Annotated in this window: 23 protein-coding genes; 8 read left to right on the top strand and 15 right to left on the bottom strand. The window is 70.1% G+C overall.

Annotation, left to right across the window (positions count from 1 at the left end; all coding sequences use genetic code 11):
• Positions 1-5: 5 nt before the first annotated feature.
• Genes BLW75_RS30990 through BLW75_RS30980 form a run of 3 tightly spaced genes read right to left on the bottom strand, consistent with a single transcriptional unit; the run spans position 6 to position 3,705 of the window.
• Complete coding sequence (locus BLW75_RS30990) at positions 6-1,031, bottom strand: ABC transporter ATP-binding protein (protein WP_034305299.1); 1,026 nt, start codon at positions 1,029-1,031, stop codon at positions 6-8.
• The gene (locus BLW75_RS30985; protein ID WP_395766724.1) at positions 1,031-2,677 is read right to left on the bottom strand and encodes an ABC transporter permease; all 1,647 of its coding nucleotides are present in this window, start codon (positions 2,675-2,677) and stop codon (positions 1,031-1,033) included. Before BLW75_RS30985 ends, BLW75_RS30990 begins: the two co-directional genes overlap by 1 nt.
• On the bottom strand, positions 2,653-3,705 hold the full coding sequence (locus BLW75_RS30980; protein ID WP_034305301.1) for a thiamine ABC transporter substrate-binding protein: 1,053 nt from the start codon (positions 3,703-3,705) through the stop codon (positions 2,653-2,655). Before BLW75_RS30980 ends, BLW75_RS30985 begins: the two co-directional genes overlap by 25 nt.
• 75 nt (positions 3,706-3,780) lie before the next feature.
• On the opposite strand from BLW75_RS30980, the gene BLW75_RS30975 reads away from it, so the two are divergent.
• Complete coding sequence (locus tag BLW75_RS30975; protein WP_034305303.1) at positions 3,781-4,071, top strand: 4a-hydroxytetrahydrobiopterin dehydratase; 291 nt, start codon at positions 3,781-3,783, stop codon at positions 4,069-4,071.
• A 385-nt stretch (positions 4,072-4,456) separates the two neighbouring features.
• On the opposite strand, the gene BLW75_RS30970 is transcribed toward BLW75_RS30975, so the two are convergent.
• Genes BLW75_RS30970 through BLW75_RS30960 form a run of 3 tightly spaced genes read right to left on the bottom strand, consistent with a single transcriptional unit; the run spans position 4,457 to position 7,030 of the window.
• Positions 4,457-4,795 (bottom strand): winged helix-turn-helix transcriptional regulator, encoded by a 339-nt coding sequence (locus tag BLW75_RS30970; protein ID WP_034305911.1) that lies wholly within the window; start codon positions 4,793-4,795, stop codon positions 4,457-4,459.
• A gap of 31 nt (positions 4,796-4,826) precedes the next feature.
• Positions 4,827-5,657, bottom strand: coding sequence for an SDR family NAD(P)-dependent oxidoreductase (locus BLW75_RS30965; protein ID WP_034305306.1), 831 nt, complete (start codon positions 5,655-5,657; stop codon positions 4,827-4,829).
• Positions 5,654-7,030 (bottom strand): DHA2 family efflux MFS transporter permease subunit, encoded by a 1,377-nt coding sequence (locus BLW75_RS30960; protein ID WP_034305308.1) that lies wholly within the window; start codon positions 7,028-7,030, stop codon positions 5,654-5,656. The genes BLW75_RS30965 and BLW75_RS30960 overlap by 4 nt, the downstream gene beginning before the upstream one ends.
• A gap of 121 nt (positions 7,031-7,151) precedes the next feature.
• Here BLW75_RS30960 and BLW75_RS30955 point away from each other — a divergent pair, with 121 nt between their 5' ends.
• Positions 7,152-7,784, top strand: coding sequence for a TetR/AcrR family transcriptional regulator (locus BLW75_RS30955; RefSeq protein WP_034305311.1), 633 nt, complete (start codon positions 7,152-7,154; stop codon positions 7,782-7,784).
• 104 nt (positions 7,785-7,888) lie between these two features.
• On the top strand, positions 7,889-9,250 hold the full coding sequence (locus BLW75_RS30950) for a M20/M25/M40 family metallo-hydrolase (RefSeq protein ID WP_034305314.1): 1,362 nt from the start codon (positions 7,889-7,891) through the stop codon (positions 9,248-9,250).
• Positions 9,251-9,296: 46 nt separating this feature from the next.
• On the opposite strand, the gene BLW75_RS30945 is transcribed toward BLW75_RS30950, so the two are convergent.
• Entirely contained in the window at positions 9,297-10,358 is a 1,062-nt protein-coding gene (locus BLW75_RS30945; protein ID WP_034305315.1) for an ankyrin repeat domain-containing protein, read from the bottom strand.
• Between the two features lie 10 nt (positions 10,359-10,368).
• Positions 10,369-10,704, bottom strand: a complete 336-nt coding sequence (locus BLW75_RS42430; protein ID WP_143055371.1) for a hypothetical protein — start codon at positions 10,702-10,704, stop codon at positions 10,369-10,371.
• A gap of 42 nt (positions 10,705-10,746) precedes the next feature.
• Here BLW75_RS42430 and BLW75_RS30935 point away from each other — a divergent pair, with 42 nt between their 5' ends.
• Positions 10,747-11,115, top strand: a complete 369-nt coding sequence (locus BLW75_RS30935) for a hypothetical protein (RefSeq protein WP_034305320.1) — start codon at positions 10,747-10,749, stop codon at positions 11,113-11,115.
• 240 nt (positions 11,116-11,355) lie between these two features.
• On the opposite strand, the gene BLW75_RS30925 is transcribed toward BLW75_RS30935, so the two are convergent.
• Genes BLW75_RS30925 through ychF form a run of 4 tightly spaced genes read right to left on the bottom strand, consistent with a single transcriptional unit; the run spans position 11,356 to position 14,327 of the window.
• The gene (locus BLW75_RS30925) at positions 11,356-11,922 is read right to left on the bottom strand and encodes a hypothetical protein (protein WP_034305325.1); all 567 of its coding nucleotides are present in this window, start codon (positions 11,920-11,922) and stop codon (positions 11,356-11,358) included.
• Positions 11,919-12,065 (bottom strand): hypothetical protein, encoded by a 147-nt coding sequence (locus BLW75_RS42970; protein WP_158005344.1) that lies wholly within the window; start codon positions 12,063-12,065, stop codon positions 11,919-11,921. Before BLW75_RS42970 ends, BLW75_RS30925 begins: the two co-directional genes overlap by 4 nt.
• Positions 12,066-12,096: 31 nt before the next feature.
• Positions 12,097-13,191, bottom strand: coding sequence for a hypothetical protein (locus BLW75_RS30920; protein ID WP_034305327.1), 1,095 nt, complete (start codon positions 13,189-13,191; stop codon positions 12,097-12,099).
• Positions 13,192-13,244: 53 nt separating this feature from the next.
• Positions 13,245-14,327: a redox-regulated ATPase YchF gene (gene ychF / locus BLW75_RS30915; RefSeq protein WP_034305330.1), complete on the bottom strand. Its 1,083-nt coding sequence runs from the start codon at positions 14,325-14,327 to the stop codon at positions 13,245-13,247.
• A gap of 105 nt (positions 14,328-14,432) precedes the next feature.
• On the opposite strand from ychF, the gene BLW75_RS30910 reads away from it, so the two are divergent.
• Both BLW75_RS30910 and BLW75_RS30905 read left to right on the top strand, forming a co-directional pair.
• Positions 14,433-15,890: a DNA-3-methyladenine glycosylase 2 family protein gene (locus BLW75_RS30910; protein ID WP_034305334.1), complete on the top strand. Its 1,458-nt coding sequence runs from the start codon at positions 14,433-14,435 to the stop codon at positions 15,888-15,890.
• Positions 15,890-16,390: a methylated-DNA--[protein]-cysteine S-methyltransferase gene (locus tag BLW75_RS30905; protein WP_034305336.1), complete on the top strand. Its 501-nt coding sequence runs from the start codon at positions 15,890-15,892 to the stop codon at positions 16,388-16,390. Before BLW75_RS30910 ends, BLW75_RS30905 begins: the two co-directional genes overlap by 1 nt.
• A 59-nt stretch (positions 16,391-16,449) precedes the next feature.
• Here the strand turns inward: BLW75_RS30905 and BLW75_RS30900 are convergent, their stop codons facing one another.
• Together BLW75_RS30900 and BLW75_RS30895 are read right to left on the bottom strand one after the other, a co-directional pair.
• A complete protein-coding gene (locus BLW75_RS30900) occupies positions 16,450-19,401 on the bottom strand; it encodes an AAA family ATPase (protein ID WP_034305338.1) in 2,952 nt (983 codons plus the stop codon).
• Entirely contained in the window at positions 19,398-20,549 is a 1,152-nt protein-coding gene (locus tag BLW75_RS30895; protein ID WP_034305341.1) for an exonuclease SbcCD subunit D, read from the bottom strand. The genes BLW75_RS30900 and BLW75_RS30895 overlap by 4 nt, the downstream gene beginning before the upstream one ends.
• A 179-nt stretch (positions 20,550-20,728) precedes the next feature.
• On the opposite strand from BLW75_RS30895, the gene rmuC reads away from it, so the two are divergent.
• Positions 20,729-21,643 carry a DNA recombination protein RmuC gene (gene rmuC / locus BLW75_RS30890; protein WP_016337155.1) on the top strand — a complete coding sequence of 305 codons (915 nt, stop codon included), beginning with the start codon at positions 20,729-20,731 and terminating at the stop codon, positions 21,641-21,643.
• Between the two features lie 247 nt (positions 21,644-21,890).
• Positions 21,891-22,778 (top strand): DUF6542 domain-containing protein, encoded by an 888-nt coding sequence (locus BLW75_RS30885; protein WP_034305347.1) that lies wholly within the window; start codon positions 21,891-21,893, stop codon positions 22,776-22,778.
• A 107-nt stretch (positions 22,779-22,885) separates the two neighbouring features.
• Here the strand turns inward: BLW75_RS30885 and BLW75_RS30880 are convergent, their stop codons facing one another.
• The gene (locus BLW75_RS30880; RefSeq protein WP_034305349.1) at positions 22,886-23,899 is read right to left on the bottom strand and encodes a 4-hydroxy-3-methylbut-2-enyl diphosphate reductase; all 1,014 of its coding nucleotides are present in this window, start codon (positions 23,897-23,899) and stop codon (positions 22,886-22,888) included.
• Between the last annotated feature and the right edge of the window lie 59 nt (positions 23,900-23,958).

The following is a 23,958-nucleotide window of genomic DNA, read 5'->3' as shown; positions in this document are numbered from 1 at the left end:
CGCAATCAGGTGCCGAATTGCGGGAGCCGGGCGACGCCGTCCGGGTCCAGGGCGAGCCGCACGGTGTCACCGGGGCGCAGATCGGCGGTGACCGGCGCGACCGCGTCCACAGTGGACAGATCGCCGCCGGGGGCGATCACGAGCCGCACGTGCTCCCGCCGGTGCACCACTGCGACGACCTCGCCCTCGACACCCTCCGGAGCCACCCGCAGACCGTGCGGCCTCAGGCCCAGCCGCACCGCGCCGTCCTCGACGTCGGGCAGCGTGACCTCGCCGAGCACGGTCCGCACCGTCCCTCCCGACGCCTCGCCGTCGACGAAGGTGGTCACGCCGAGGAACCGTGCGACGTCCTCGTCCACCGGCTGCCGCCAGACGCGGCGCACCGCGCCCTCCTGCCGGATCTCCCCGTCGTCGAGCACGGCGACGCGGTCGGCGAGCGTGAACGCCTCCTCCTGATCGTGCGTGACCAGGAGCGCGGTGATCTTGCTGCGCCGCAGCAGGGCCGCGAGGTCGATCGCCAGTTGTTCCCGCAGCCCGGCGTCCAAACCGGACAGCGGCTCGTCCAGCAGCAGCAGCCGCGGTTCGGGTGCCAGCGCGCGGGCCAGCGCCACCCGCTGGGCCTGCCCGCCGGACAGCTCGGTCACCCTCCGCCGCTCGTAACCGGCCAGCCCCACCAGATCGAGCAGCGCCCGGATCCGTTCGGCGTGCTCGGCGCGGGGGACGTCGTGCATCCGCAGCCCGAACGCGATGTTGGCGGCGACGTCCTTGTGCGGGAACAGCTGCCCGTCCTGGAACACCAGCCCGAACTCCCGCCGGTGCACCGGGACACCGGAGAGGTCCTCGCCGTCCCACCGCACGGTGCCCGACGTCAGCGGCTCCAAGCCGGTGATCGCCCGCAGCAAGGTCGACTTCCCCGAACCGGACGGGCCCAGCAGCGCCAGCACCTCGCCGTCGGCGATGTCCAGCCCGGCGTCCTTCACCGCCGCGAAGGATCCATAGTGGACGGTCAGATCCCGTACCGACAGCGACACTAGAACTCCCCTACCGAATTCTGCCCGCGGACCGCGCCGAACCGGTCGATCAGCACCACCGCCACCACGGTCACGATCATGAGCAGCGCGCAGGCCGCGTAGGCCATCTGGTTGTTCAGCTCCCCCGGCCGCGAGATCAGCGTCGCGACGGCGACCGGCAGCGTCGGCGCGTCCGGCCTGGCCAGGAAGCTCGTCGCGCCGAACTCGCCGAGCGCGACCACGTACCCGAACCCGGCCGCCGCGACCAGCGAACGCGCCGTCAGCGGGAGATCGATCTCCCGCCACACCCGGCCGGGGCTCGCGCCGAGGGTCGACGCGGCCTGTCGCAGCCGGACGTCGACCGATCGCAGCACCGGCAGCACCATCCGCACGATCAGCGGGATGATCACCAGCGCCTGCGCGAGCGGCACCAGCAGCGGCGACGTCCGCAGGTCGCCGGGGAGCGCGTCGAGCGTGACGAGATAGCCGAAACCGACGGTCACCGCGGACACGCCCAGCGGCAGCATGAGCGCGGCGTCCATCGTCTCGCCCATCCCCCGCGCCAGCCTGCCCGGCGTGCGGCGCAACGCCACCAGCACGACCGAGGCCAGGACACCGACGATCATCGCGAGCGTCGTGGCATCGAACGCCGTCCGCAGCGACATCGACGCCGCGTCCCAGCCCGAGACCTGAAGGGCACCACGGGAGCCGTGCCCGGCGAGCGCTTCGTATCCGGCGAGGCTCCAACCGTCCGAAGTGGACACGGACTCGACCAGCAACGCCACGATCGGCGTCATCAGGAGCGCGACCACCACGAACCCGGCGGATACCGCCCACCACTCGCCACCCCTCGGCCGCCGCGCGGTCTCGCTCCGTGAACGCAGCCGCACCGCGTTCTCCCGGCGCCGCCTCGCCAGTGCGCCGACGACCAGAGCGGCGACGACGGCGGCGAACTGCACCAGCGACAACGCGGCCGCGCCGGAGAGGTCGAGCAGTTCGACCGTGCGCAGGTAGATCTCGGTCTCCAGGGTGCGGTACTTCGCCCCGCCGAGGATGAGCACGACTCCGAAGCTGGTGGCGCAGAACAGGAACACCACCGCGGCCGACGAGACGACGGCCGGGGCGAGCGCGGGCAGCGTCACCGAACGGAAGGCACGCCACGGCGACGCGCCGAGTGCCCGCGCCGCGTCCACGGTGCGCGGATCGAGATGACTCCACAGCCCGGAGACCGTGCGCGCGACGACGGCGACGTTGAAGAAGGCGTTCGCCAGCACCAAGGGCAGCAGCCCGCCGTCGGGCCAGAGCGCGCGGAACGCCAGGCCGACCACGACGGTCGGCAGCACGAACGGCACCAGCACGAGCGTCCGGACCAGCGAAACCCCCGGCAGCCGCACCCTCGCGAGCAGGAACGCGACCGGCAGTCCCGCCAGCACCGCCACGATCGTCGAGACCCCGGCACTGGCGACGGTGAACCCGGCCAGTTCCCAGGTCAGCGGGTCGCCGATGGCCGTGCCGACCCCGCCGGAGCCGAATCCGCGCGCGACGATCGCCGCGACCGGCCAGGCGAAGAACACCACGAGGAAACCGAGCGGCAGCACGGCGAGTGCGGCCAGCCCGGCTCCGCGGAAGGTCGGCGTGGAGGTCAGCCTTCGAGTAGCGTGCGCCACTGGGCGATCCACTGCTCGCGCCCGGCCTGGATCTTGGCCGGTTCGAGCGTCTTCGGCTGCTGCGGCTGCGGCGCGGCCTGCGCCCAGCCCTGCGGGAGCTCGACGCCCTGACGGGCCGGGTACACGTACATGTTGCTCGCCACCGTCACCTGGAACTGCTGGGACAGCAGGAAGTCCACGACCTTGCGGGCCTTCTCGACCTGCTTGCCGCCCTTCAGCACCCCCGCGTACTCGACCTGGCGGTAGCAGGTGTCCAGCAGCGCCTTCGTCCGCGGCTTGCCGTCGTCGCCGATCTCGGCGGCGGGCGAAGAGGCGTAGGAGACGACGATCGGGCGCGGGCCCTTGCCCGAAGAACCGGAGAATTCCTTGGAATAGGCCTCTTCCCAGCCGCTGACCACCTTGAGACCGTTGGCCTTCAGCTGGGTCCAGTACCCCTGCCAGCCCTGCTCGCCGAACTGGGCGACGGTGCCGAGCAGGAACGCCAGGCCGGGCGACGACGTCGCGGGGCTCTCGGCGACCATCAGGTCCTTGTACTTGGCGTCGGCCAGGTCCGCGAACGACTTCGGCTCCGGGATCCCCTTGTCCGCGAAGTACCGGGCGTCGATGTTGACGCAGACGTCGCCTAGGTCGACCGCGGAAAGCCGGTGTTCGGGGTCGACGGAGTAGCGCTGCGGGCCGCGATCGGCCTCCGGGCTGGTGTACTGCTCGAAAACGCCCTCGGTGAGCGCGCGCGAGGCGAACGTGGAGTCGATGCCGTACGCGACGTCCCCGATCGGGTTCGCCTTGGTCAGCACCAGTTTGTTGGTCAGCGCGCCCGCGTCCCCCTGCTTGAGCACGGAGATCTTGATCCCGGACTGCCGCTCGAACGCGTCGAGGACCTCCTGGGGGGCGAGCCACGAGTCGTGTGTCACGAGCGTGACCGTCGCCGGCGCCTGCGGGTCGTTCCCCGTGTTCCCGGAGAGCGAGCAGCCCGCGACGAGGGCGGCCACCGTGCCAGCCGCAACGACCGTGCGGAGGGCGCGTTTCATCTAGCCTCCTGCGTTCTTCAAGGGGGGACCCGTGGCAAAAGTGCAGCGTAGCCGACGGCGTACCACCATGGAGTCATGGCGGAAATCTTGAACGACCGGCAGGCCGACGAAGCCGTGACCAAGCTCTCCGGGTGGACCCGTGACGGCGTGACGATCGAGCGGACGGCGAAGCTGCCGAGCTTCCCCAAGGCCATCGAGGCGGTGGACAAGGTGGCCGAACTGGCGGAGGCGGCCGACCACCATCCCGACATCGACATCCGCTGGCGGACGGTGACGTTCCGGCTCAGCACGCACTCCGCCGGAGGGCTGACGGAGAAGGACTTCTCGCTCGCGTCGCAGATCGACGGGGTACTCGACGGCATGTGACGTCCGCGACGATCGCGCCACGACCCGGCTTCTCGGACGTCTTCCCAGTAGGGACACAACGAGAAAGGACGAGTGATGACGCAAGCGATCGTGGTGGGGTTCTCGGCGTTCGGCGCGATGGTGGCGGCCGCTGCCGGAGTGCTCTGGTACACGGCGCGCGATCGGCATCACCAGCACGATCAGTGATGTTGATCACACCGGCGTCCGGCGCGTAACGCGGAGCCTGATCAACGCGCTGTTCCCGGCGGACCTGTCGCTTCTCTCCCCCGGGGAACCGCCGTGAACAACGCCTCCATCACCACCGCCCAGCGCGCCTGGGTGACCACGTTCGCCGCCGCCATCACGCTGCTGACGATCGTCGTGCTCGGCCTGCTCGGTTAGTCCTTCAGCCCGAGTAGGCCTCGCGGGCGGCGACCAGCTCCGGAAGGTGCTTCGCCGCCCATTCACGGCACGCCTCCATCGGCTCGAACAACGTCCGGCCGAGCGGGGTGAGCTCGTACTCCACCCGCGGCGGCGTCTCGTCGTACGCCCTCCGCGTGATCATGCCGTCGCGCTCCAGAGCCCTCAGGGTCTCCGTGAGGACCTTCGGCGTGACTCCCCGCAAGGGCACCCGCAGTTCGGAGAACCGGCGCGGCCCTTCTTCCAGGCACAGCACGACCAGGCCCGCCCATTTGTCACCGATCCGGAACGGGGTCAGGTTCGACGGGCAACCGGGCGCGAACATGTCGGGACTCAGCGGCTTCACCCGTCCGAAGTTACCCGTGCGACCCCCTCCGCCGTCGTTCGTCGGCCAGCAACCGGCGAGTGACCTCGGCCAGCCGATTCGCCGCCGCGGGTTCGAATCCCGGGCCGGTCACCGCGATCCGCCGCCCTTCCACGAACGCGCTGAGCGGTTCGGCGGGCGGGTCGTCGATCCGCGCGATGATCGGCACGATGCCTTCCTCGACGGGTTTCCCGTATCTCTTCAACGCTTCGACGTGGGCTGCGGTCGCCGCGTCGTACTCCCCGGAGAAGCTCGTCGAGACACCGCCGGGGTTGAGCAGCACGGTCGAGATCCCGCTCGCGGCGTGTTCGGCGGCGAACGCGACGCCGAGCAGGTCGTTGGCCCGCCCCGCCTGCATTTGCGCGGTGACGCCGTCATAGCCCCGCGTCAGCGACAGGTCGTGCCAGCGGATCTCGGGCTTGGTCACCCCCGGACCGGACACGTTGACCACGACGGGCCGTTCGGCCCGGCCCAAGGCGTCGGCGAGTCCGTGGCTGAGCAGATAACGACTGAGGTACTCCAACGCGAAGGTGCTTTCGATGCCTTCGGCCGTCTCGGCCCTGGTCGAACGGAAGTGGCGGGCGCACAGCACCAGCGCGTCCACGACCGGGAATGTCGTGGTGATCCGCTCGACGACCTCACGATTGCGCGCGATGAGGCCGAGGTCCGTCTGGATGAACGTCGCGCGGCCCGCTTCGCCGAACACCGCGCCTTTCGCCGCGTCCCGGCCGAGCACGACGACGGTGTCGCCTCGGCCGAGGTACTCCATCGCGAGGGCCTTGCCCATCCCGTCGGTACCGCCGGAGATCACGATCGTCTTCACCGGTCACCCCTGCCCGGCAGGCGCGCGGCGGCGGCGAGCAGGACGACCATGGTGCCCGCGACGAACCAGTACACGGCGCGCAGACCCGCGACCGGGCCGGTCGTGGTGGCGAAGATCAACGCGACCACGGCGACACCGATCGAACCGCCGAGCTGGTTGAGCATGTAGAGCACCGAACTTCCCTGTGGCACCAGAGGTCCCGGCAGCGTGCGATACACCGCCCCCATCGCGGGCGGGCCGACGAAACCGAGTCCGGTGCCGAGGGCCAGCCCGGCGAGCACCACCGCCGCGTCGCCGGTCCCCGCGTCGAACGTGGTGAAGAGGACCGCACTCAGGGCGGCCACGAAACCGCCTGCCAGTGCCAGGTTGCGTGAACCGACCCGGTCACTGACGCGTCCCGCCAGCGGGGCGGCGACCGCGGCCCCGACGCCCAGCGGCGCGACGAGCAGCCCGGCCGCGAGCGCCCCGTGGCCGCCGGCCTGCTGGAAGTACAGCGGGAGCACGATCAGGCTCGCGAACATCGCCAGCCCGGTCAGCGCCATGACGGTCACACTCGCGGCGAACCCGCGACGGGCGAACAGCCGGACGTCGACCAGGGGCGCCTCGCCGCGCAGTGCGTGCACCAGGTAACCGGCCAGCAAGAGAACGCCGGCCACCAGCGGGACGAGCACCGGCGAAGAGAGAAGGTCCCCTCCGTTCGCGGCCTGGGACAGCACCAGGAGCAGGCCCGCGAAACCCGGCCCGAGGAGGGCGACACCGAGGATGTCGAGCCGCGCCCGCCGCTCGACAGGAGGATCCGCGGGCATGACGCGCACCGCGAGCAGCACCGCCAGCGCGCCGAGTGGCACGCAGAGCAGGAACATCCACCGCCAGCCGAGACCCTGCAGCACCACGCCGCCGAGCACCGGGCCGAGCACGGGACCGAGCGAGAGCACGGCGGCCATCAGCCCCATCACGCGGCCCGCGCGCCGCGGCCCGGCGGCGCGGGCGAGCAGAGTGAGCACGAGCGGATCGAGGATGCCCGCGCCGATCCCCTGCAGCACGCGGAAGGCGATCAGGCTTTCGATGTCCCACGCCAGTCCGCATCCGAGCGAACCGGCGAGGAAGACGCCGAGCCCGGCGAGCCACATCCGCTTGCCGCCGAAGGCCTCACCAGCCCAGCCGGTCACCGGGATGGTGACGGTGACCGCGAGCAGGAACCCGGTCGAAACCCAGCCCACGGTGCCCAGCGAGGCTTCGAAGTCCTCGGCGAGGTCGCGGATCCCGACGGCGACCATCGTGCTGTTCAGGATGCCCAGCGCCCCGCCGAGCAGGATCACGCCGATCAGCAGCCGCAGCGCGGAGCCCAGCCGATCGTCCCGGGTGATTGTCATGCTCTTCCTCTCGAATCAGACTTGTCAGTCTGGTTTTCCAGACCGGCGAGTTCGAGACTAGCAGGTCTATTTGGCCAGACTGGCAAGTCTGGTTATCCGGCCTTCCCGGTACGCTGAGGACATGAGTGGAACTGCTACGGCCCGAGGCCGGATCGACAAGCGGCAAGCGATCCTCGACGCGGCTTTCACCGTTTTCGCGCGAGAGGGATACGCGCAGGCGGGCGTGGACGTGATCGCGGCCGAAGCGGGCGTCGCCAAAGCCACCGTGTACAGCCATTACGGCGACAAGGAGAGCCTGTTTCGCGAGACGGTCTCCGCGTCGGCGGACCGGGCCCTTGCCGAGAACCTGGCCGTGGTCGAGCGGCTCACCGGAGCGGGCGACGATCTCCGGGCCACGCTGGAAACGGTCGGTTCGAAACTGCTCGAGTGCTACTGCGCCGACCGCTCATGGGCGCTGCGACGGTTGCTCGCGGCCGAGACGGGCCAGTTCCCCGACCTGCTCGACGTCATCCACACGCGCGCGGCGGACCGCGTGGCCGAAGCACTGGCCGACCGGCTCGCCCGCCTGACCGTCTCCGGGCACCTTCGGACCGCGGACCCGCTCTTGGCCGCGGACCAGTTCTTCGCGCTGCTGTCCGGTCCGGCCGACAAGCGGGCGAGGCTCGGCACCCGCCGCACTCCTGACGCCGAACTTCGCGCCATCGCCGAGGCCGCCGTCGACACCTTCCTGAAGGCCTTCGGCGCCCAGGGCTGAGGAAACGTCACGGAAAGGAAAAAGGGGACGATCGGAGGTTGCTCTCCGAGCCTCGCGACTCTTAGCTACTCGAACGAGTTTCTTCGAGAAGTGAGGGGTGTTCCATGGCAGGTCTGCGCAGACGTGAGGTGCTCGCGGGCGCGGTGGCACTGGCGGGCGCGGCGACGATCGGGCTGAACCCCGGCTCCGCCGCCGCGGCCACGCAGCAACGTCCGGGCGCGCAGTTCCCGCCGTCGCTGGACTTCGGCGACTACCCGGTGATCGCGCGAGTGCGGTCGCGGCGGGCGCTGGAGCACCTGCGGGTGCTCAGCGACAAGATCGGCCCCCGGATCGCCGGCACCGAAGGCGAACTGCGAGCCAGGGACTACATCGCGAAGGTGCTTCGGGACCTGCGTTACCAGGTCACGCTGCAGCCGTTCCCGATCGCCGACAAGTTCCTGGGCGGCCTGTCGATCGGGCGCGACAGCTGGCAGACCGGCTCGTCGCCGCAGGGTTTGCAGGACGTCACGCGCGAGGCCGTCGTCGTCGACGCCGGTGACGGCAGCACGCTGCCCGACGATCTGACCGGCAAGATCGTGCTGATCGCCGCCGTGACCAACAAGGCCGACGCCTACCTGACGGCCGCGCAGCGCGGAGCGGACGCCGTGCTGCTCGGCCGGATCGGCGCCGATCCGGCACGCAAGCTGTCGGCGTTCTCCCCGACGCTCGCCACCCCGGTCACCATTCCGGTGCTCGGCCTGGCCCAGGTGCAGGTCGAGCGCCTGCGCGAACGGCTCGCCAAGGGCTCGGTCACGGTGAAGGCGACGGCCACCCACCACAAGAACCTGACCTCGTACAACGTCATCGCCGAGCGGCCCGCCACGTTCCCCGGCAAGGACAACGGCGTGGTCATGGTGACCGCGCACTACGACAGCGTCCCCGGCTCCCCCGGCGCCAACGACGACGGCAGCGGCACCGTGCTGTGCCTGGAACTGGCGCGCGTCCTGCGCCACCTGCCGACGAACAAGACGCTGCGGTTCGCGCTGTGGGGCTCGGAGGAGTACGGGCTGATCGGTTCGCGGCACTACGTCAAGAACCTGTCCGACCCGGAAGCGAAGCGGATCGCGGGCTGCTTCCAGAACGACATGGTCGCCACCAGCTGGGACCCGGCGGTGACCTACTGGCTGCTTTCGGTCGACGGCGCCGACAACGCCACGACCGCGGCCGTCAACGCCGCGGCCAAGCGGCTCGGCTACGACCCTCAGGTCAAGGGCCCGGTGGCGCGTGGTTCGAGCGACCACGTGCCGTTCTTCGAGCGCGGGATCGCGTCGGGCAACTTCAGCTGGCGCGGCGAAACCGGTCCGGCGCTGCTGGAGCCGACGTATCACACGCCGGAAGACACCATCAAGGACAACGTTTCCCTCGAGCGGCTTCAGGTTTCGCTGGAGCTGATCGGTTCGGCGGCGTACAGCCTGCTGCGGAAGTGAGGCTCGCCGGGTGTCCTCGATGCTCATCGAGGACACCCGGCGCCCCTCAGCGTGAGTAGTCCACCGCTTCCAAGGCGATCGGGGCCGGATTCCTCGCGACCCAGGCGACGGCGAGTTCGCTCAAGCGATCGAGCTGTTCGTCCCCGCCGCGGCCCGACCTGACCTGCTTGGCGATCTCCTTGGCCTCTTGGAGTTCTTCCTCGCCGAGAGGCTCGCCCTGCGCCAGGAAACCCGGGAACGCGTCGGCCATCGCACGATAATCGCGGTCCCAGTTCGCCCCGCCGTTCCGGAACATCTCGTCGGTGATCCGGCCGGTGACGCGAATGGCCTCGCACTGCACCGTCTCGCCCGCGCCGCTCGACGGCACGAGGAACTCCCAGAGCGCTTTGTGCCGCTCCTGCCAGGATCCGTCGGGAACGACGATCGGCGAAACCCCGTCGTGCTTCGACCGCCGGGCGACCGGCTCGACCTCGAAGATCCGGTACAGCTCACTGAGCGCGGCGTCGGTCTCTTCGAGAAGGTCGCGGTTGAAGGTCTCGCGGTGGAACTCGAACCCGCTGCCGATCCGCTCGACCTTCCGGCGCATCTCGGGCGTGATGCTCGCCCCGCGTTCGAGCAGCAGCTTCGCCATCTCGGCGGACTCCCGGAGATAGGCGTTCTCCGTACTGATCAGGCAGCACATCAGCAAGGTGTGGCCGCGCCTGTCGACGACCTCGGTCGAGGCCCCGTGCTCGATCAGTACTCGCGCCGCCTCGACCCTCAGCCTGCCCACGGCGGCCCCAAGCGGTGTTTGCCCGTAGGTGTCGGCCGCATCGACGTCCGCGCCGAGCGAGAGCAGCAAGGGAATCTGCTTCGGAGCACCGCGGGAAGCCCGCGCGTGAAGCGGCGTCCTGCCGTAGCTGTCCGGGGTGTCGACGCCGAGCCCCTGCCCGGTCAGCCAGACGACGAGCTCGTCCGGGCACGCCGGGAAGCCGATGGCAGTGCCCTTGGAATAGCCGCCCCGCGCGTCGATCTCGCATTTGCCGAAGACGGCCTTGAGTTCCTCCACCGAGGCCGAGGTCAGCATCTCCTCGAAGTCCTTGGGAAGGGTCTTTCGCTTTCGTGCCATCGTGCTCTCCTCAGTCGAACTTCGGGCGCAGCTGTTCGCGCGTCTGCCGGAAGTTCTTCGGCTTCACGGCCCAGCGGTCCTCGTCGATGTCCTCGAAGGTCACCTCGTGCTTCCCGGCCGTCCGGTCGAACTGCACGAGGACCTTCACCGGAAACCTCTCACCGGGCCGGTAGCGGCCGCCCAGGTACGCGTCCACCGCGGCTTCGATACTCGACCACTTGCAGGCCAGGATCCCGGCGAGACCTCGGCCCCGGTCGAGCGGGTCGGCCGCATGAACTCGCTCGCGGTGAGCAGGGAGTCTTCCTCGGAGGTACTCGCCAGGACACGGGCCAGCGGTGCTCGTCATGCGGTTCATCCTCGGTCCGTGGCGGCGTGCTCGAATGGCCGCATGAAGAAGACGAAACGAGGGCCACTGCGGTTCCTCGTGATCGCCCGCACGGCACCCGGGCGTCACCCACACCCCATGGAGGTGGCCGTGCACCCGGCCGGCGCCGCTTCCCGCGTCTCGATCTCGGTGGGCCCGCATCCGGTGAACGCGGGTGGGCAGGTCGCGCTCTCCGCGGTGCTCGACGAGTCCCGGACCGGGCTCGATCCGCTCTGGGAGAAGGACTTCGACGCCGCCGAGCTGCACTGGGCGGTTCCGTACCTCGTCCGCCTCCAGGCCGGGGAGGACGTGGCGGACGAGATCGTGGCGGCATACAGGGCGCGGCACGGCGAGGCACCCGCGACGATGTTCCAGGAACGCTACGGCGTGTGATCAGCCGGTGAAGCGGAAGCTTCGAGGCGCAGGCTTCTGCCCCCTTACGCGCGGACCGACGCCGCGGAGCAACCTGACCCGGACGTCGTAGTCCAAGATAACCGGATCGGCGCGAAGACCCTTGACCTCAACCGACCGTGGGAGCACCTCAGAGCTCGACTCGAAGATATAGTCCGATTGCTTGAGCACTGACGCGCCGCTCCGCACCACAGCGTCAACCAGCCATCGACCAAAGCGGTCTCATCGACGGTCGAGCGCCCCGGCGAGCAGGTCACCGACCAACCTCAAGTCGTCGAGCTCCACATCCCGCCCCTCGGGCACGGCCCTGATCTTTCTCAGCGATTGCGCGTCAAAACGATCGAACCATTGTCGGGCATGCAGGAGTGCGTCGGCGCGTAACTGCGCTTCAGCGGATTCGAGCTGATCTCGCGACAACGGTCCGCAGATTCGGTCGAGCGTGATGCGCACTATGTCCAGGAGATCCGTTCCCTCTTTGGCGGCACCACGATTCATGATCGACTGCAGTTTCATCGCGATAATGGGACCTGGCTCGGCAACTCGCACCGCGAGGGGCGGGATCCCCTCCGCGCCGAGCAGGAGCTCCGACGCGGTAGACGCCGCCCACGCATGAGCTTGGACATGAAGGCGATCGGTCGGATCATCCGGAAGATCATCGAGGTCCGCGTCGGTAACCTCAAGGACGTCGACCTGCACCTCACCCCACGGGGTACGGACCAGGGCGCCGGCCGGCCCGCTCGGCGTCGCACCGGCTGCCACGAGGAGTTGCAGTTGAGAGTCCTCGTTCACGGCCGGCGATCAACCGTGTCGAGGTCGGTCGTCACCCGGTACGGCGTCGTCAGCCGGCACATGACGGCAAGACCGCCCACGAGCACTACCGGACGTCCCGTCTGCTCGGCGACCACAGGAATCGCGCTGACGATCTGGGTCATCGACCTTCCAGCGAGAACCAAGACCGCCGGTTCACCAGACACGGGCCCCGACCCTCTCGGGAGTCCAGCCGTCAAGGATTTCCGTGCCCCGGCCCGGATCCTGCGCCAGATCCAGGGCGACGAACAGCGGATTCGCCAGAGGCCACTCCTCGTCCGACCACTCTGTGGCATCTATACGACGAGCGCACACCAGCGGCACTGGGGCGATACGGACACGACCCGCCCGCACGGTGGCCGTCGAGGCCGCTCCCAGTAGTTGCACGGAGCGTCTTAGCGTGCCCTGATCAGGAACATAGAAATCCGGCGGGTGATCGGCACGGATGGATACAGGTGCGCCGTAGACCGCGGCCGCGACGGTGTCGGTCAGGGCCCATCCAACGTTCGATTCGACGTCGTCCATGCCTAACCGGAGCGCGGCGTTGTCCCGTCCTCCGCCCGGCATCGGGACGCTCGCCACATCACGGCTGACCGGCTTCCAGTGCTCGGCGAGTTCCCAGAAAAGTGCGGGCAGGACCGGCTTGCTGTCTTCATCCACGAGTCCTGCGCCTCGCAATGCCGCGAACGCTTCGGAGATCGAACTGGGCGCGCGAGACAACGCGGCAGCGGCAGCACGAACACCGATCCGCCGAGCGGGATCGAGTAGCAGCAGAGCGGCGAGTTCGATGCCGACCCGGCCGATGATCCCCTGCCGATCCGTCTCCGGCCCCACGAAGACGGGAACATCCGAGTCTATGAACAGCCCGGGACCGGTAAGCCTCAGATGGCCGCGTAGGTCCAGCCATCCCCAACCAGCCTGATTGAGGGTGGTCCGCGCTTCCGCCGTAATCCTGTCCGCCACCACCACTCTGCCTCCCTCGGTCCCGCTAGCCGACCAGCGACGGAGCAGACCGGGCAAGCTGTCGGTCGTGATCAACGCGACCGTCTTGACCTGAAGGCCGATCTCTCTGCCGTCAGGAAACACGATGGCGAGATCCCAGCCGGGGGGTGCGTCGACGTCTCCCTGACGCACGGCAAGCCCCAGTGAGCCGACCGCGCTGGTCAGGGCGTCCAGAGCATTGTGTGACCGCTGAAGGGGATCCACGAGGATATGCTCCATACTGTTCGGTGTTCGGTCAATACCGAACACCGAACAGTCACCCTATGCAGCGAACCACAGGCAGCAGTTGCACCGGGGAAGGATCAGACGTTGAAGCGGAACTCCACGACGTCCCCGTCGGCCATGACGTAGTCCTTGCCCTCCATGCGCACCTTGCCCGCGGACCGGGCGGCGGCCATGGAGCCGTGCTCCATCAGATCGGCGAAGGACACGACCTCGGCCTTGATGAAGCCGCGCTCGAAGTCGGTGTGGATGACGCCCGCGGCCTGCGGGGCGGTCGCGCCCTGCGGGATCGTCCAGGCGCGCGATTCCTTGGGGCCCGCGGTCAGGTACGTCTGGAGGCCGAGGGTGTGGAAACCGGCGCGCGCGAGCGAGTAGAGACCCGGCTCGTGCTGGCCGACGGACTCCAGCAGCTCGCGCACGGACTCCTCGTCGTCCAGTTCGAGCAGTTCGGCTTCGACCTTGGCGTCGAGGAACACCGCGTCGGCCGGGGCGACCAGCTTGGCCAGCTCCTCGCGGCGCGAGTCGTCGGTGAGGATGCCTTCGTCGGCGTTGAAGACGTAGAGGAACGGCTTCGTGGTGAGCAGGCTCAGCTCGCGCAGCGCCTCGAAGTCGACCTCCTTCTGCGCCTGGAAGAGGGTCCGCCCGGCGTCGAGGATCTCCTTCGCCTTCTGGGCGTTGTCGAGCGCGGGCTTGTTCTCCTTCTTCGTCCGCGCTTCCTTCTCCAGCCGCGGCAGGGCCTTCTCCAGGGTCTGCAGGTCGGCGAGGATCAGCTCGGTGTTGATCGTCTCGATGTCGCTGCCCGGATCGACCCGGTCGTCGACGTGGATCACGTCCGGATCGTCGAAGACGCGGACGACCTGGCAGATCGCGTTGGCCTCGCGGATGTTCGCGAGGAACTTGTTGCCGAGGCCGGCGCCCTCGGAGGCACCCTTCACGATGCCCGCGATGTCCACAAAGGACACGACGGCGGGCACGGTCCGCTCGGAGGCGAAGACCTCGGCGAGCTGGTCCAGCCGCGGGTCCGGCAGCGGGACGACACCGACGTTGGGCTCGATCGTCGCGAACGGGTAGTTCGCCGCGAGCACGTCGTTGCGGGTCAGCGCGTTGAACAGGGTGGACTTGCCGACGTTGGGCAGGCCGACGATGCCGAGGGTGAGACTCACGGGCCAGAAGTCTACGTGCCGCCCGCCGCCCCATCCGCCGAGGCCTTGATCGCCGTGTCGGATTTCCGCCAGCCACGCCTCCGACCTGGTGGCACGATCGAGGTCATGACCGAGCAGACCCTGGCCGAACGGGCCGTCTGGCGCGACACCGAACGGTGTTACCGCGCCGTCGCCGCCCGTGATTCCCGGTTCGACGGCCAGTTCATCATGGCCGTCGCCACCACCGGGATCTACTGCCGCCCGTCCTGCCCCGCGTCGACGCCGAAGCAGCAGAACGTCCGCTTCTACCCGACGTCGGCGGCCGCGCAGGCCAACGGCTTCCGCGCCTGCCGCCGCTGCCTGCCCGACGCCGTGCCCGGCTCCCCCGACTGGGATATCCGGGCCGACCTCGCCGCACGGGCGATGCGGCTCATCTCGGACGGGACCGTCGAACGCGACGGCGTCCCGGGGCTCGCGCGGCGGCTCGGCTATTCCGAACGGCAGCTCGGCCGCGTCCTCACCGCGGAACTCGGTGCCGGACCGCTGGCGCTGGCGAGGGCCCACCGGGCACACTCGGCGCGCCTGCTGATCGAGATGTCCGGGCTCCCGCTGACCGACGTCGCGTTCGCGGCGGGCTTCTCCAGCGTCCGCCAGTTCAACGAGACGATCCGCGAGGTCTTCGCGACGACGCCTTCGCAGCTTCGCGCCGCGAGCCTGCGCCGTCGCAAGGCCGAGGAGTTGCCGACCGGGACCCGCTTGAGCCTGCGGCTGCCGTTCCGCAAGCCGTTCGACGCGGACGGGGTGCTCGACTTCCTGGCCGGCCAGGCCATCGCCGGCGTCGAGCACATGACACGCGACGATTACGGGGTGACCGGGTACGGGCGCACGCTACGGCTCGCGCACGGCCCCGGCGTCGTGTGGCTGACGGCGAAGGACGACCACGTCCGCTGTGACCTGCGGCTCACCGACCTGCGCGACCTGAGCAGCGCGGTGGCCAGGGTGCGGCGACTGCTCGACCTCGACGCCGACCCGGAGGCGGTCGCGCGGGTCCTCGGGGCCGACCCCTCCCTCGCGCCGCTGGTCGAGGCGATGCCCGGCGTCCGGGTGCCCGGCGCCGTCGACGGCGACGAGCTCGTGCTGCGCGCGCTGCTGTCCCCCGCCGAGGCGGCGTCGCTCGCCGGCGGACTCGGCGAACGCCTGCCTCGCTGCGACGAGTCACTGGACGGGCTGACCACGCTGTTCCCGACGGCGGCCCAGGTCGCCGAACACGGCCCGGAAAGAGTGGCCGCGGTGGCCCGCGCGCTGGCGGGCGGGGTGGCGGTCCACGTCGGCCGCGATCCCGTGGAGCTGCGGGCGGAACTGCTGGCCGTCCCGGGCATCGGGCCGCGGACCGCGGACTACGTCCTGATGCGCGTGCTGGGTGCGCCGGACGTCCTGCTGACCGGTGATCCGGCACTGCGCCGGGGCGCGGCCGCGCTGGGCATCACGGACGACGAAAAGACGCTGGCCGAACGCGGACGGGCCTGGCAGCCCTGGTCCTCGTACGCCGGCATGTACCTGTGGCGAGCCGAAAAGGGAGAATGATGAGCATCGCGTATTGGTCCACAATGGACACCGAAATCGGCCCGTTCACCGCCGTGGTGGCGGGTGACGGGGCCGTGCTCGCCTCGGGCTGGACCGCTGACGTCGGCGAACTGACGCCGCTGATCTCGCCTTCACTGGCCCCTGGCGAAGTGCATCAGCGACAAGACCTGGGCCCGGTGAGCACCGCGATCCGCCGGTACCACGACGGCGACCTGGACGCTGTCGCCGACGTCGAGGTGCGGCAGCGGTCCGGCGCTTTCCGGGAGCACGCTTGGGAAATCCTGCGGAAGGTGCCCGCCGGTGAATCGGTGAGCTACGCGGAGTACGCGGCGCTGGCGGAGAATCCGGCGGCGGTGCGGGCGGCCGCGTCGGCGTGCGCGAAGAACGCGGCGGCGTTGTTCGTGCCGTGCCACCGGGTGGTGCGGACCGGCGGTGGCGTGGGGAACTTCCGGTGGGGTGTCCCGGCGAAGCAGTGGCTGCTGACGCACGAAGCCGCCTGAACCACCTCGTGAGTGGTAAGGACGGTTAGAACCGTCCTTACCACTCACGAGAGAACCGGTCAGGCGGCGTGGATCTCCACCGAAGACCCCGTACGCGACTTCCGGATCCGCAGCCGCGTCGGGATCCGCTGCCGCAGCTCCTCGACGTGCGAGACCAGCCCGACCACACGACCGCCGGCGCGAAGCTCGTCGAGGATGTTCATGACGATGTCGAGCGTCTCGGCGTCCAGAGTGCCGAAGCCTTCGTCGATGAACAGCGTGTCCAGTAGAGCTCCGCCGGTTTCGGCGGCGACGACGTCTGCGAGGCCCAGGGCCAGCGAGAGTGACGCGAGGAAGGACTCACCGCCCGAAAGCGTCTTCGCGGGCCGGATGGTGCCGGAGTAGTCGTCGAGCACGTCGAGGCCGAGCCCGCCGCGGGTGCCCCGCGCCCCGGCCGCGTCGGAATGCACGAAGGAATAGCGGCCCTGGCTCATCGTCCGCAGGCGAGCCGTCGCCGCGACCGCGACCTCCTCCAGCCTCGCGGCGAGGACGTACGAGCGCAGCGACATCTTCCGCGCGTTCTGCCCGCGTCCGTTGACCACCTCGGCCAGCGCCTTCAGTTCGAGGTATCCCTCTTCGACCGGCGCCAGTTCCGCCATCAAGGACGTCATCCGCTCGGCCAGCCCGGTCAGGTCCGTATGCCGTGTCTTCGCCGTCCGCAGTGCCGCGAAAGCCTGCTCGGCCTCGGCTCGCGTGTCCTGCGCCGCGTCCGCCGAAGCGGCGACGTCGATCTCGTCCTCCGGCGAGATGCCGAACAACTCGGGCTGCGCGAGTTCCTCTTTGGCGGCCCGCTCCATCACCTTGGCGTCGGCGAGACTGGCTTCCAGCTTCGTGATCTGCTCGTCCGGCCGCGCCGCGGCGCGCATCTCGTCGAGGTCCGCGAAACCCTTGGCCCGCAACGCTTCCTTGACCAGTTTTGCTTGCTCGTCACGCCGCTCGCGGGCACCCGCGACAGCCAGCCGAGCTTCGGCCAACGCGTCGAGGCGGGTCGCGAAGCCGAGCAGATGACGCCGACGGGCGGCGACGTCGGCGAACTCGCCACGCGCGGCTTCCAACCGGCGCTCGCGCTCGGCCAGCCGCTCGGTCAGCCCGCGCACCTCGGTCGCGACCTCGACCGCGCGGCGTTCGGCCGCGCCGCGCTGTTCGGTCAGCTGCTCGATCTTCCGTTCCAGTTCGAGGAGCCGCGTCTCGAGCGCGGGCTTCCGACGAGCGTTCTCCGACAGCGTGGCGACCAGGTCTCGCGCTTCGGCGAGCCCGGCCCGCAGCGTCTCCGCGGTGTGCTCGCCCAACCGCTCGACCAGGACGGCCAGGCGGTTTTCCGCCTCCTGCAACGCGGCCTTCGTCTTCTCCCGCCGCGCGTGCGCCTGCTGCTCCGCGGCTTCGGCGCGGCGTTCGTCCGCCGGATCGACCAAGCCGCCAGTGTGCGTCGCCGGCGACGGGTGTTCCGCCGACCCGCAGACCGGGCAGTCCTCGCCCGCGTGGAGACCGGCGGCGAGTTCGGCCGCCATTCCTTCGAGACGCCGTTCCCGCAGGTCCAGCCGATGCTGACGGGCCTGCTGATGGCCGTCCACGGCCTCGCTGACCGCCGCACGTGCCCGCTCGACGGCCTGACGTATCTTGGGCACCTCTTCGGCGTCGCGAGCCAGCGCGGTCAGCTCGTCGACGCGAGCGCGGGCGCCGTCCAGCTTCGCTTCGGCTTCGGCGGCAGCGGCCGCTTCGGTCCGCAACGACGTGACCCTCTCCGGCGCCGCGCCCAGCTCGGCGGCGAAGTTCTCGGCCTGTTTCTTCGCCGTCTCGGCGGCGGCGTTCAGCTGCTCACGGCGGACCAGATCCCGTTGCTGCTGCTCGCTTTCCGCCACGAGTTCGGCGAGCGCACCCGCGTCTTCACGCAACCCGCCGGCGCGAGCGCGAAGCTCGACGGCCGAACTCTCCGCCGCGTCCGGCACGTCCTGAGCCCGGAGCGCTTCGGTGGCCTCGGCCTCGGCGAGCTGATCCAGTCTGCGGTCAAGGAGATCCGCCTCCGCGACGACAGCCGCCGCGCGATGAGCCGCCTCGACCTCTTCCGCCCACTCCGCGCGCTGATCCGCCTGCTCGGCGATCACCGACAGCCGCGTGTACGCCGTGCGCACCCGGCGGATCCGTTCGGCGGTGGACCGGTTCTCCTGCCAGACCGCTTCAGCCTTCTTGGCCGCTGTGCGGGCCTTCGTGTCGCGTTCCTGTGCTTCGGCGACGCGCCGTGCCGACTCGGCGAGCACCTCACCGACCCATTCGGACTGCCCTTCCTCGGGCGCTTCCTGCCCCGCGACCTGCGCGAAGCGCGCGACCCACTCCCGCAGCGTCTGCTGCCGCGCCTGCAACTCGCGTCCGCGTTCGGCCCGCAGATTCGCGAACCAGTTCTCGACGTCGGAGAAGCGCTCGGTGCCGAAAAGCCGCTCCAGCAGCTCCTCGCGTTCGGCCGTGTTCGCGCGCAGGAAGCGCGCGAATTCGCCCTGCGGCAGCAACACCACCTGGAAGAACTGCTCGTGCGTCATGCCGATGAGCCGCTCGACCGTGCGCGCGACCTCGTCGATCCGCGTGATGCCCTCGGCCACGTGCCCGGCGGGGACCGTGCCGACCCAGCTCAGCACCGCCTTCGCCTGCTGGACGGTCATCCCTTCGCCACGGCGCTTCGGCCGTTGGTACTCGGGGCTGCGCGCGATCCGCATCCGCTGACCCTGCACGGTCAGTTCCAGGACGACCTCGGTGACCTGGTCGGGCTCGGCGAGGTCGCAGCGCAGCCGTTTGACCTCGCCCCGCGCGCCCGGGACGGTGCCGAAAAGCGCGAAGGCGATCGCGTCGAGCAGCGTCGTCTTCCCCGCGCCGGTGTCACCGTGCAGCAGGAACAGCCCGTCGGCGCCCAGCACGTCGAAGTCCACCACCTCGCGGCCCGCGTACGGACCGAAAGCGGCGACCTCCAACCGGTGCAATCTCATACTTCGCGCTCCCTGCCCGCCGCGCCCAGCGCCGCCAGCACCAGCCGCTCCTCGCTCTCCGACGGCGCGGATCCGCGGCAGTCCTCCAGGAAACTCCGGGTGATCTCGACGTCGGATCGCCCGCGGACGGCTTCGGCGTACTTCAGCGCGGCACCGTCGTGCCCGCCTTCCGGCTGCCAGTCCATGTGCACGGCGTACGGAAACCGCTCACGCAGCTTGCGCATGGCGTCGATCGGGCGGACCCGGTCGGTGACCGTGAAGGAGAGGAAGTGTTCGGTGAGGCCGTCGTGCTCCGGATCCGACACGAGATCCGCCAGCTCGCCGCGCAGCATCGCGAGCTGCCGCGGCACCGGCAGTTCGTGGCGCCGGACCTCGGCGAGCCCGCCGGCGCCGAGCTCCACCAGCCAGACCGATTTCCGTTGGCGCGTCTCGGAAAACGAGTACGCCAGCGGGCTGCCCGAATAGCGCAGGTGCTCGGCGAGGGTCTGCGGACCGTGCAGGTGGCCGAGTGCGACGTAGTCGACGCCGTCGAACACCGAACCCGGCACCTGCTCGACGCCGCCGACCGCGATGGTCCGTTCGGATTCGGTCGGCTCGCCGCCGGTGACGAAGGCGTGCGCGAGCACCACCGACCGCGTTCCGGGCGGCCGTCCGGCGAGATCCTCACGGATCCGCCGCATCGCTTCGGTGAGAACGCCGGTGTGACCGCGGGCCTCGGGCACGCCGAGGGCGTGCCGCGCGGGCTCCGGTTCGAGATACGGGATCCCGTAGAGGGCGACCTCGCCGTGCTCGTCGGGCAGCAGCACCGGCTCGGCGAGCCCGTCGATCGTGGCGCGCAGGTGCAGCCCGCCCGCCGCGGCGAACTCGGCGAACGCGCCCAGCCGCGGCGCGGAGTCGTGGTTGCCCGGTGTCATCACCAGTTCCGCGCCTGCCTGGCGGATCCGGCCCAGCGCGGTGGTGGCCACGCGGACGGCCTCCGCCGAGGGCACCGCGCGGTCGTAGATGTCCCCGGACACGAGCACGACGTCGACCGACTCGGCGGCCACGAGGTCGGCGAGGTGGCCGAGCACGGTTTCCTGCTCGGCGAGCAGATCGGCGCCGTGGAAGGTACGGCCGATATGCCAGTCGGACGTGTGCAGGAGCTTCACGCAGCCCAAGGTAGGGCCGCGCACCGGCCGGAGAGGGGAGGCGCGCCCTTGACGGCACTGCGCTTTCCGACACGCCGGGGACGGCGCAGGTCAGATACGGAGCGCGACCGCGCCGTTCCGGTTTTGTCGGTGGGTTCCGCCATGATGTCCTCCGACTCGGATCCGGAGGGGAGGTACCGGTGGCGACGGTGATCACCACCGCGGCCGTCGTGCTCGCGTTGCTGCTGCTCGCGGCCGTCGCGCTGTTGTGGCGGCTGTACAACGACGGAATGCGGCGGGCGGACGCGGCGGCGAAACAGGTCGCGGCCGAGCGGGCGAAGGCCGATCAGCAGCAGCTCGCGCTGCGCCGGTACGAGGTCGCGTTCGCCTCGATCAGCGGCCGGGGCGAGCTGGGCGAGCAGGTCCTCCTGGAGACCGCACGCGCGCTCGGGCTCCGCGAGGAGCTGCACTTCACGCTGCAGACGGACTTGGCGGGCGGCGGCGCCGCGAAACCGGACATGGTGCTGCGGGTCGGCGGCGGCCGGACCGTGCCGGTGGACGCGAAGGCGAGCATGGCCTGCTGGGCCGAGGCCGTCGAGACCGACGACCCCGAAGAACGGCTGGACGCGCTGCGCGTCCACGTCCGGCAGCTCCGTTCGCGGGCCGCCGAGCTGGCGGGCAAGGGCTATCAGCGCTGGGCCGACGCGATCTACGGGACGATCATGTTCGTCCCGTCCGACGCGGCCGTGGTCGCCGCGCTGGACACCGACCCGGAATTGCTGCGCTGGATGCTGGATCGGCGAGTCTTCCTCTGCGGGCCGACAGGGTTCGCCGTACTGGCCTCCGCCGCGTTGTTCGCCGCGACCGAACGGGCGCTGGTCGAGGACGTCGAGCAGGTCCGTGCGGGCGCCGCGGCCGCGCACCGGGCCGCGGGCAACGCGGTCGACGCGCTGAACCTGTCGAGCACCCACCTGCAGCGCTTCATCTCGGCCCGGCGGCGGGAACTGGAGGCGCTCGAGAGCTTCCGCAGCACGGTCTCGCCCCTGACCGACGCCGCGGGCAGCCCCGCGCCGGTCCCCCTGATCAGGAAGGCGGACGAGCTCCCGGCCTCGTGAGTGGTCAGGACGGTTAGAACCGTCCTAACCACTCACGAGCCGGATGCGAACCGCACCTCTCCACCTGCGACTTCCGGAAGCGGAGGCTCCATTTCGCCGGGCGTGGCAACCTTGTCCGCCCCTCACTCGTAGTACTTCCGGTAAGCATCCGGACAGTCCGTCCGGGTGGTCCGGAATGACCACTACCAGGCGATAGACACACCGCCTGTTGGCGGTATGCCCGCAGCTTGGATATACGGTGGGACCTGTGACCGCGATTCGCGATCGCCAGAGCGATCCTGATGCCGACGACGTCCCCGTTGCCTGGGACGAGCGTCCGCTCGTCGGCGCCAGGCGAGGGCTGCCCTGGTGGGCGGCCGTCCTGGTGGGCTTCGGGCTCGCCATCCTTGGCGCCTTCGTCGACATGATGCTGCAGAAGGACCTGGGCCTGCTGTTCAAGGCGTGCTACGCGCTCGGCGCGGTGGCCGCCGTGGTGGCCGTCCAGCGCCGCGGGCTGTTCGGCCCGATGGTGCAGCCGCCCCTGGTCCTCGCCGTGACCGTCCCGGGGGTCATCCTCCTGACCTCGGACGGCAGCAAGGGCACGGATCTGCTGTCGAGAGCCTTCGACGTCGGCACGCCGCTGATCAACGGCTTCCCGACGATGGCCATCACCACCGGCGTCACCTTGGCGATCGGCATGTTCCGGATCTACCGTGAGCGCGATCCCGACGCTCCGGTGAAGGTGAAGCCGGGTACCAAACCGGAACGTCGTGACGAGGGCAAATCCGCTGCCCGGCCCGCCGCGGCCGCCGTGCCGGGCCGTGGCCGTCCCGCGTCCCGGACCGGCCAGACCCCGCCTCCGCCTTCCCGCCGCGGCGCTCCGCGAGACAGCGCGCCGCGTGACGGTGCGCCGCCCCGCCGCCGCCCGGTCGACGACGAACGCCGCCCCCGCCGCGATGCCGAACCCGGCGCCCGTAAACCGCCGCCTCCGGGACGTCAGCCCCGGCGGCCGCGGCCGGAAGACGGCGAACCGCGCCGTCGCGATCCCCGTGGCGAAAGCGCCCCCGGTGCCCCGCGCCGCCGTCCGCCGCGCGCGGACGATCCACGCCGTGGCGGGCAGCCGCCGCGCCGCCGCCCGTGGGACGACGAGCGGTGAAGCAAGGGACCTTTGCTCTCACTTGAGCCGCTGACCAGCGCTTGAGCCCGATCAAAAGAAGGGGCCGCCCGAGGAACTCCTCGGACGGCCCTTTTCCGTAGCGGGCGTCAGGCCTTGGCGGCCTTGCGCAGCTCGTGCGGCAGCGCGAACGCGATCTTCTCGTTGGCCGTGGTGACCTCGTCGACGTTGTCCCAGCCACGCTCGGCCAGCCACGCCAACAGGTCCATGACCAGCACCTCCGGCACCGAAGCGCCACTGGTGACGCCGACGGTCTCGACACCTTCGAGCCACGCTTCGTCGACTTCGTGCGCGAAGTCGACCAGGTGCGACGCACGCGCCCCCGCCTTCAGCGCGACCTCGACCAGCCGCTTCGAGTTGGACGAGTTCGTCGAGCCGACCACCAGGACCAGGTCGCACTCGGCGGCCATGGCCTTGACCGCGACCTGGCGGTTGGTGGTGGCGTAGCAGATGTCGTCGCTGGGCGGGTCGGCCAAGCCGGGGAACTTGTCCCGCAGCTGATCGACGCGCTCCATGGTCTCGTCCACCGAAAGGGTGGTCTGCGACAGCCAGATGACCTTCGACGGGTCGCGGACCTCGACCTTGTCGACGTCCTCGGCGGTGTCGACGAGCTGCACCTTGTCGGGCGCCTCGCCGGCCGTGCCTTCGACCTCTTCGTGGCCTTCGTGACCGATCAGCAGGATGTCGTAGTCGTCCTTCGCGAACCGGTTGACTTCCTTGTGCACCTTCGTCACGAGCGGGCAGGTCGCGTCGATGGTCCGCAGGTTGCGCTCGGCGGCCTCGGCGTGCACCGCGGGCGAGACGCCGTGCGCGGAGAACACCACCAATTCGCCCTCGGGCACCTCGGAGGTTTCGTCGACGAAGATCACGCCACGGTCGCGCAGGGTCTCCACGACGTGCCGGTTGTGCACGATCTCCTTGCGCACGTACACCGGTGCGCCGTAGAGCTCGAGCGCCTTTTCGACGGCGATGACCGCGCGGTCGACACCCGCGCAGTAGCCGCGTGGCTTGGCGAGCAGGACACGTTTGCCACCTGCCGGCACACCGGACTCGGTGATCGTCGGACTGCCGGCGGGCGTGATTCCGGGACTCGCAGAACTCATGACCCCCAGGGTACGGGCTCCCCTGGGGGCTCCTCGCACTCACGTTCAGGTGACCAGGG

It is taken from the genome of Amycolatopsis lurida, from assembly GCF_900105055.1.
Lineage (GTDB): Bacteria > Actinomycetota > Actinomycetes > Mycobacteriales > Pseudonocardiaceae > Amycolatopsis > Amycolatopsis lurida.
This window is presented reverse-complemented; position numbering and strand designations above follow the sequence as displayed.

Bases quoted from the DNA above. Each gene is read 5' to 3' on its own strand.
- BLW75_RS30880 (WP_034305349.1), bottom strand. From the start codon at position 23,899: ATGAGTTCTGCGAGTCCCGGAATCACGCCCGCCGGCAGTCCGACGATC.
- BLW75_RS30955 (WP_034305311.1), top strand. From the start codon at position 7,152: ATGAGTGGAACTGCTACGGCCCGAGGCCGGATCGACAAGCGGCAAGCG.
- BLW75_RS42970 (WP_158005344.1), bottom strand. From the start codon at position 12,065: ATGACCCAGATCGTCAGCGCGATTCCTGTGGTCGCCGAGCAGACGGGA.
- BLW75_RS30935 (WP_034305320.1), top strand. From the start codon at position 10,747: ATGAAGAAGACGAAACGAGGGCCACTGCGGTTCCTCGTGATCGCCCGC.
- BLW75_RS30960 (WP_034305308.1), bottom strand. From the start codon at position 7,030: ATGACAATCACCCGGGACGATCGGCTGGGCTCCGCGCTGCGGCTGCTG.
- BLW75_RS30970 (WP_034305911.1), bottom strand. From the start codon at position 4,795: ATGTTCGCGCCCGGTTGCCCGTCGAACCTGACCCCGTTCCGGATCGGT.
- BLW75_RS30900 (WP_034305338.1), bottom strand. From the start codon at position 19,401: ATGAGATTGCACCGGTTGGAGGTCGCCGCTTTCGGTCCGTACGCGGGC.
- BLW75_RS30905 (WP_034305336.1), top strand. From the start codon at position 15,890: ATGAGCATCGCGTATTGGTCCACAATGGACACCGAAATCGGCCCGTTC.
- BLW75_RS42430 (WP_143055371.1), bottom strand. From the start codon at position 10,704: ATGACGAGCACCGCTGGCCCGTGTCCTGGCGAGTACCTCCGAGGAAGA.
- BLW75_RS30980 (WP_034305301.1), bottom strand. From the start codon at position 3,705: ATGAAACGCGCCCTCCGCACGGTCGTTGCGGCTGGCACGGTGGCCGCC.
- BLW75_RS30975 (WP_034305303.1), top strand. From the start codon at position 3,781: ATGGCGGAAATCTTGAACGACCGGCAGGCCGACGAAGCCGTGACCAAG.
- BLW75_RS30945 (WP_034305315.1), bottom strand. From the start codon at position 10,358: ATGGCACGAAAGCGAAAGACCCTTCCCAAGGACTTCGAGGAGATGCTG.
- BLW75_RS30950 (WP_034305314.1), top strand. From the start codon at position 7,889: ATGGCAGGTCTGCGCAGACGTGAGGTGCTCGCGGGCGCGGTGGCACTG.
- BLW75_RS30910 (WP_034305334.1), top strand. From the start codon at position 14,433: ATGACCGAGCAGACCCTGGCCGAACGGGCCGTCTGGCGCGACACCGAA.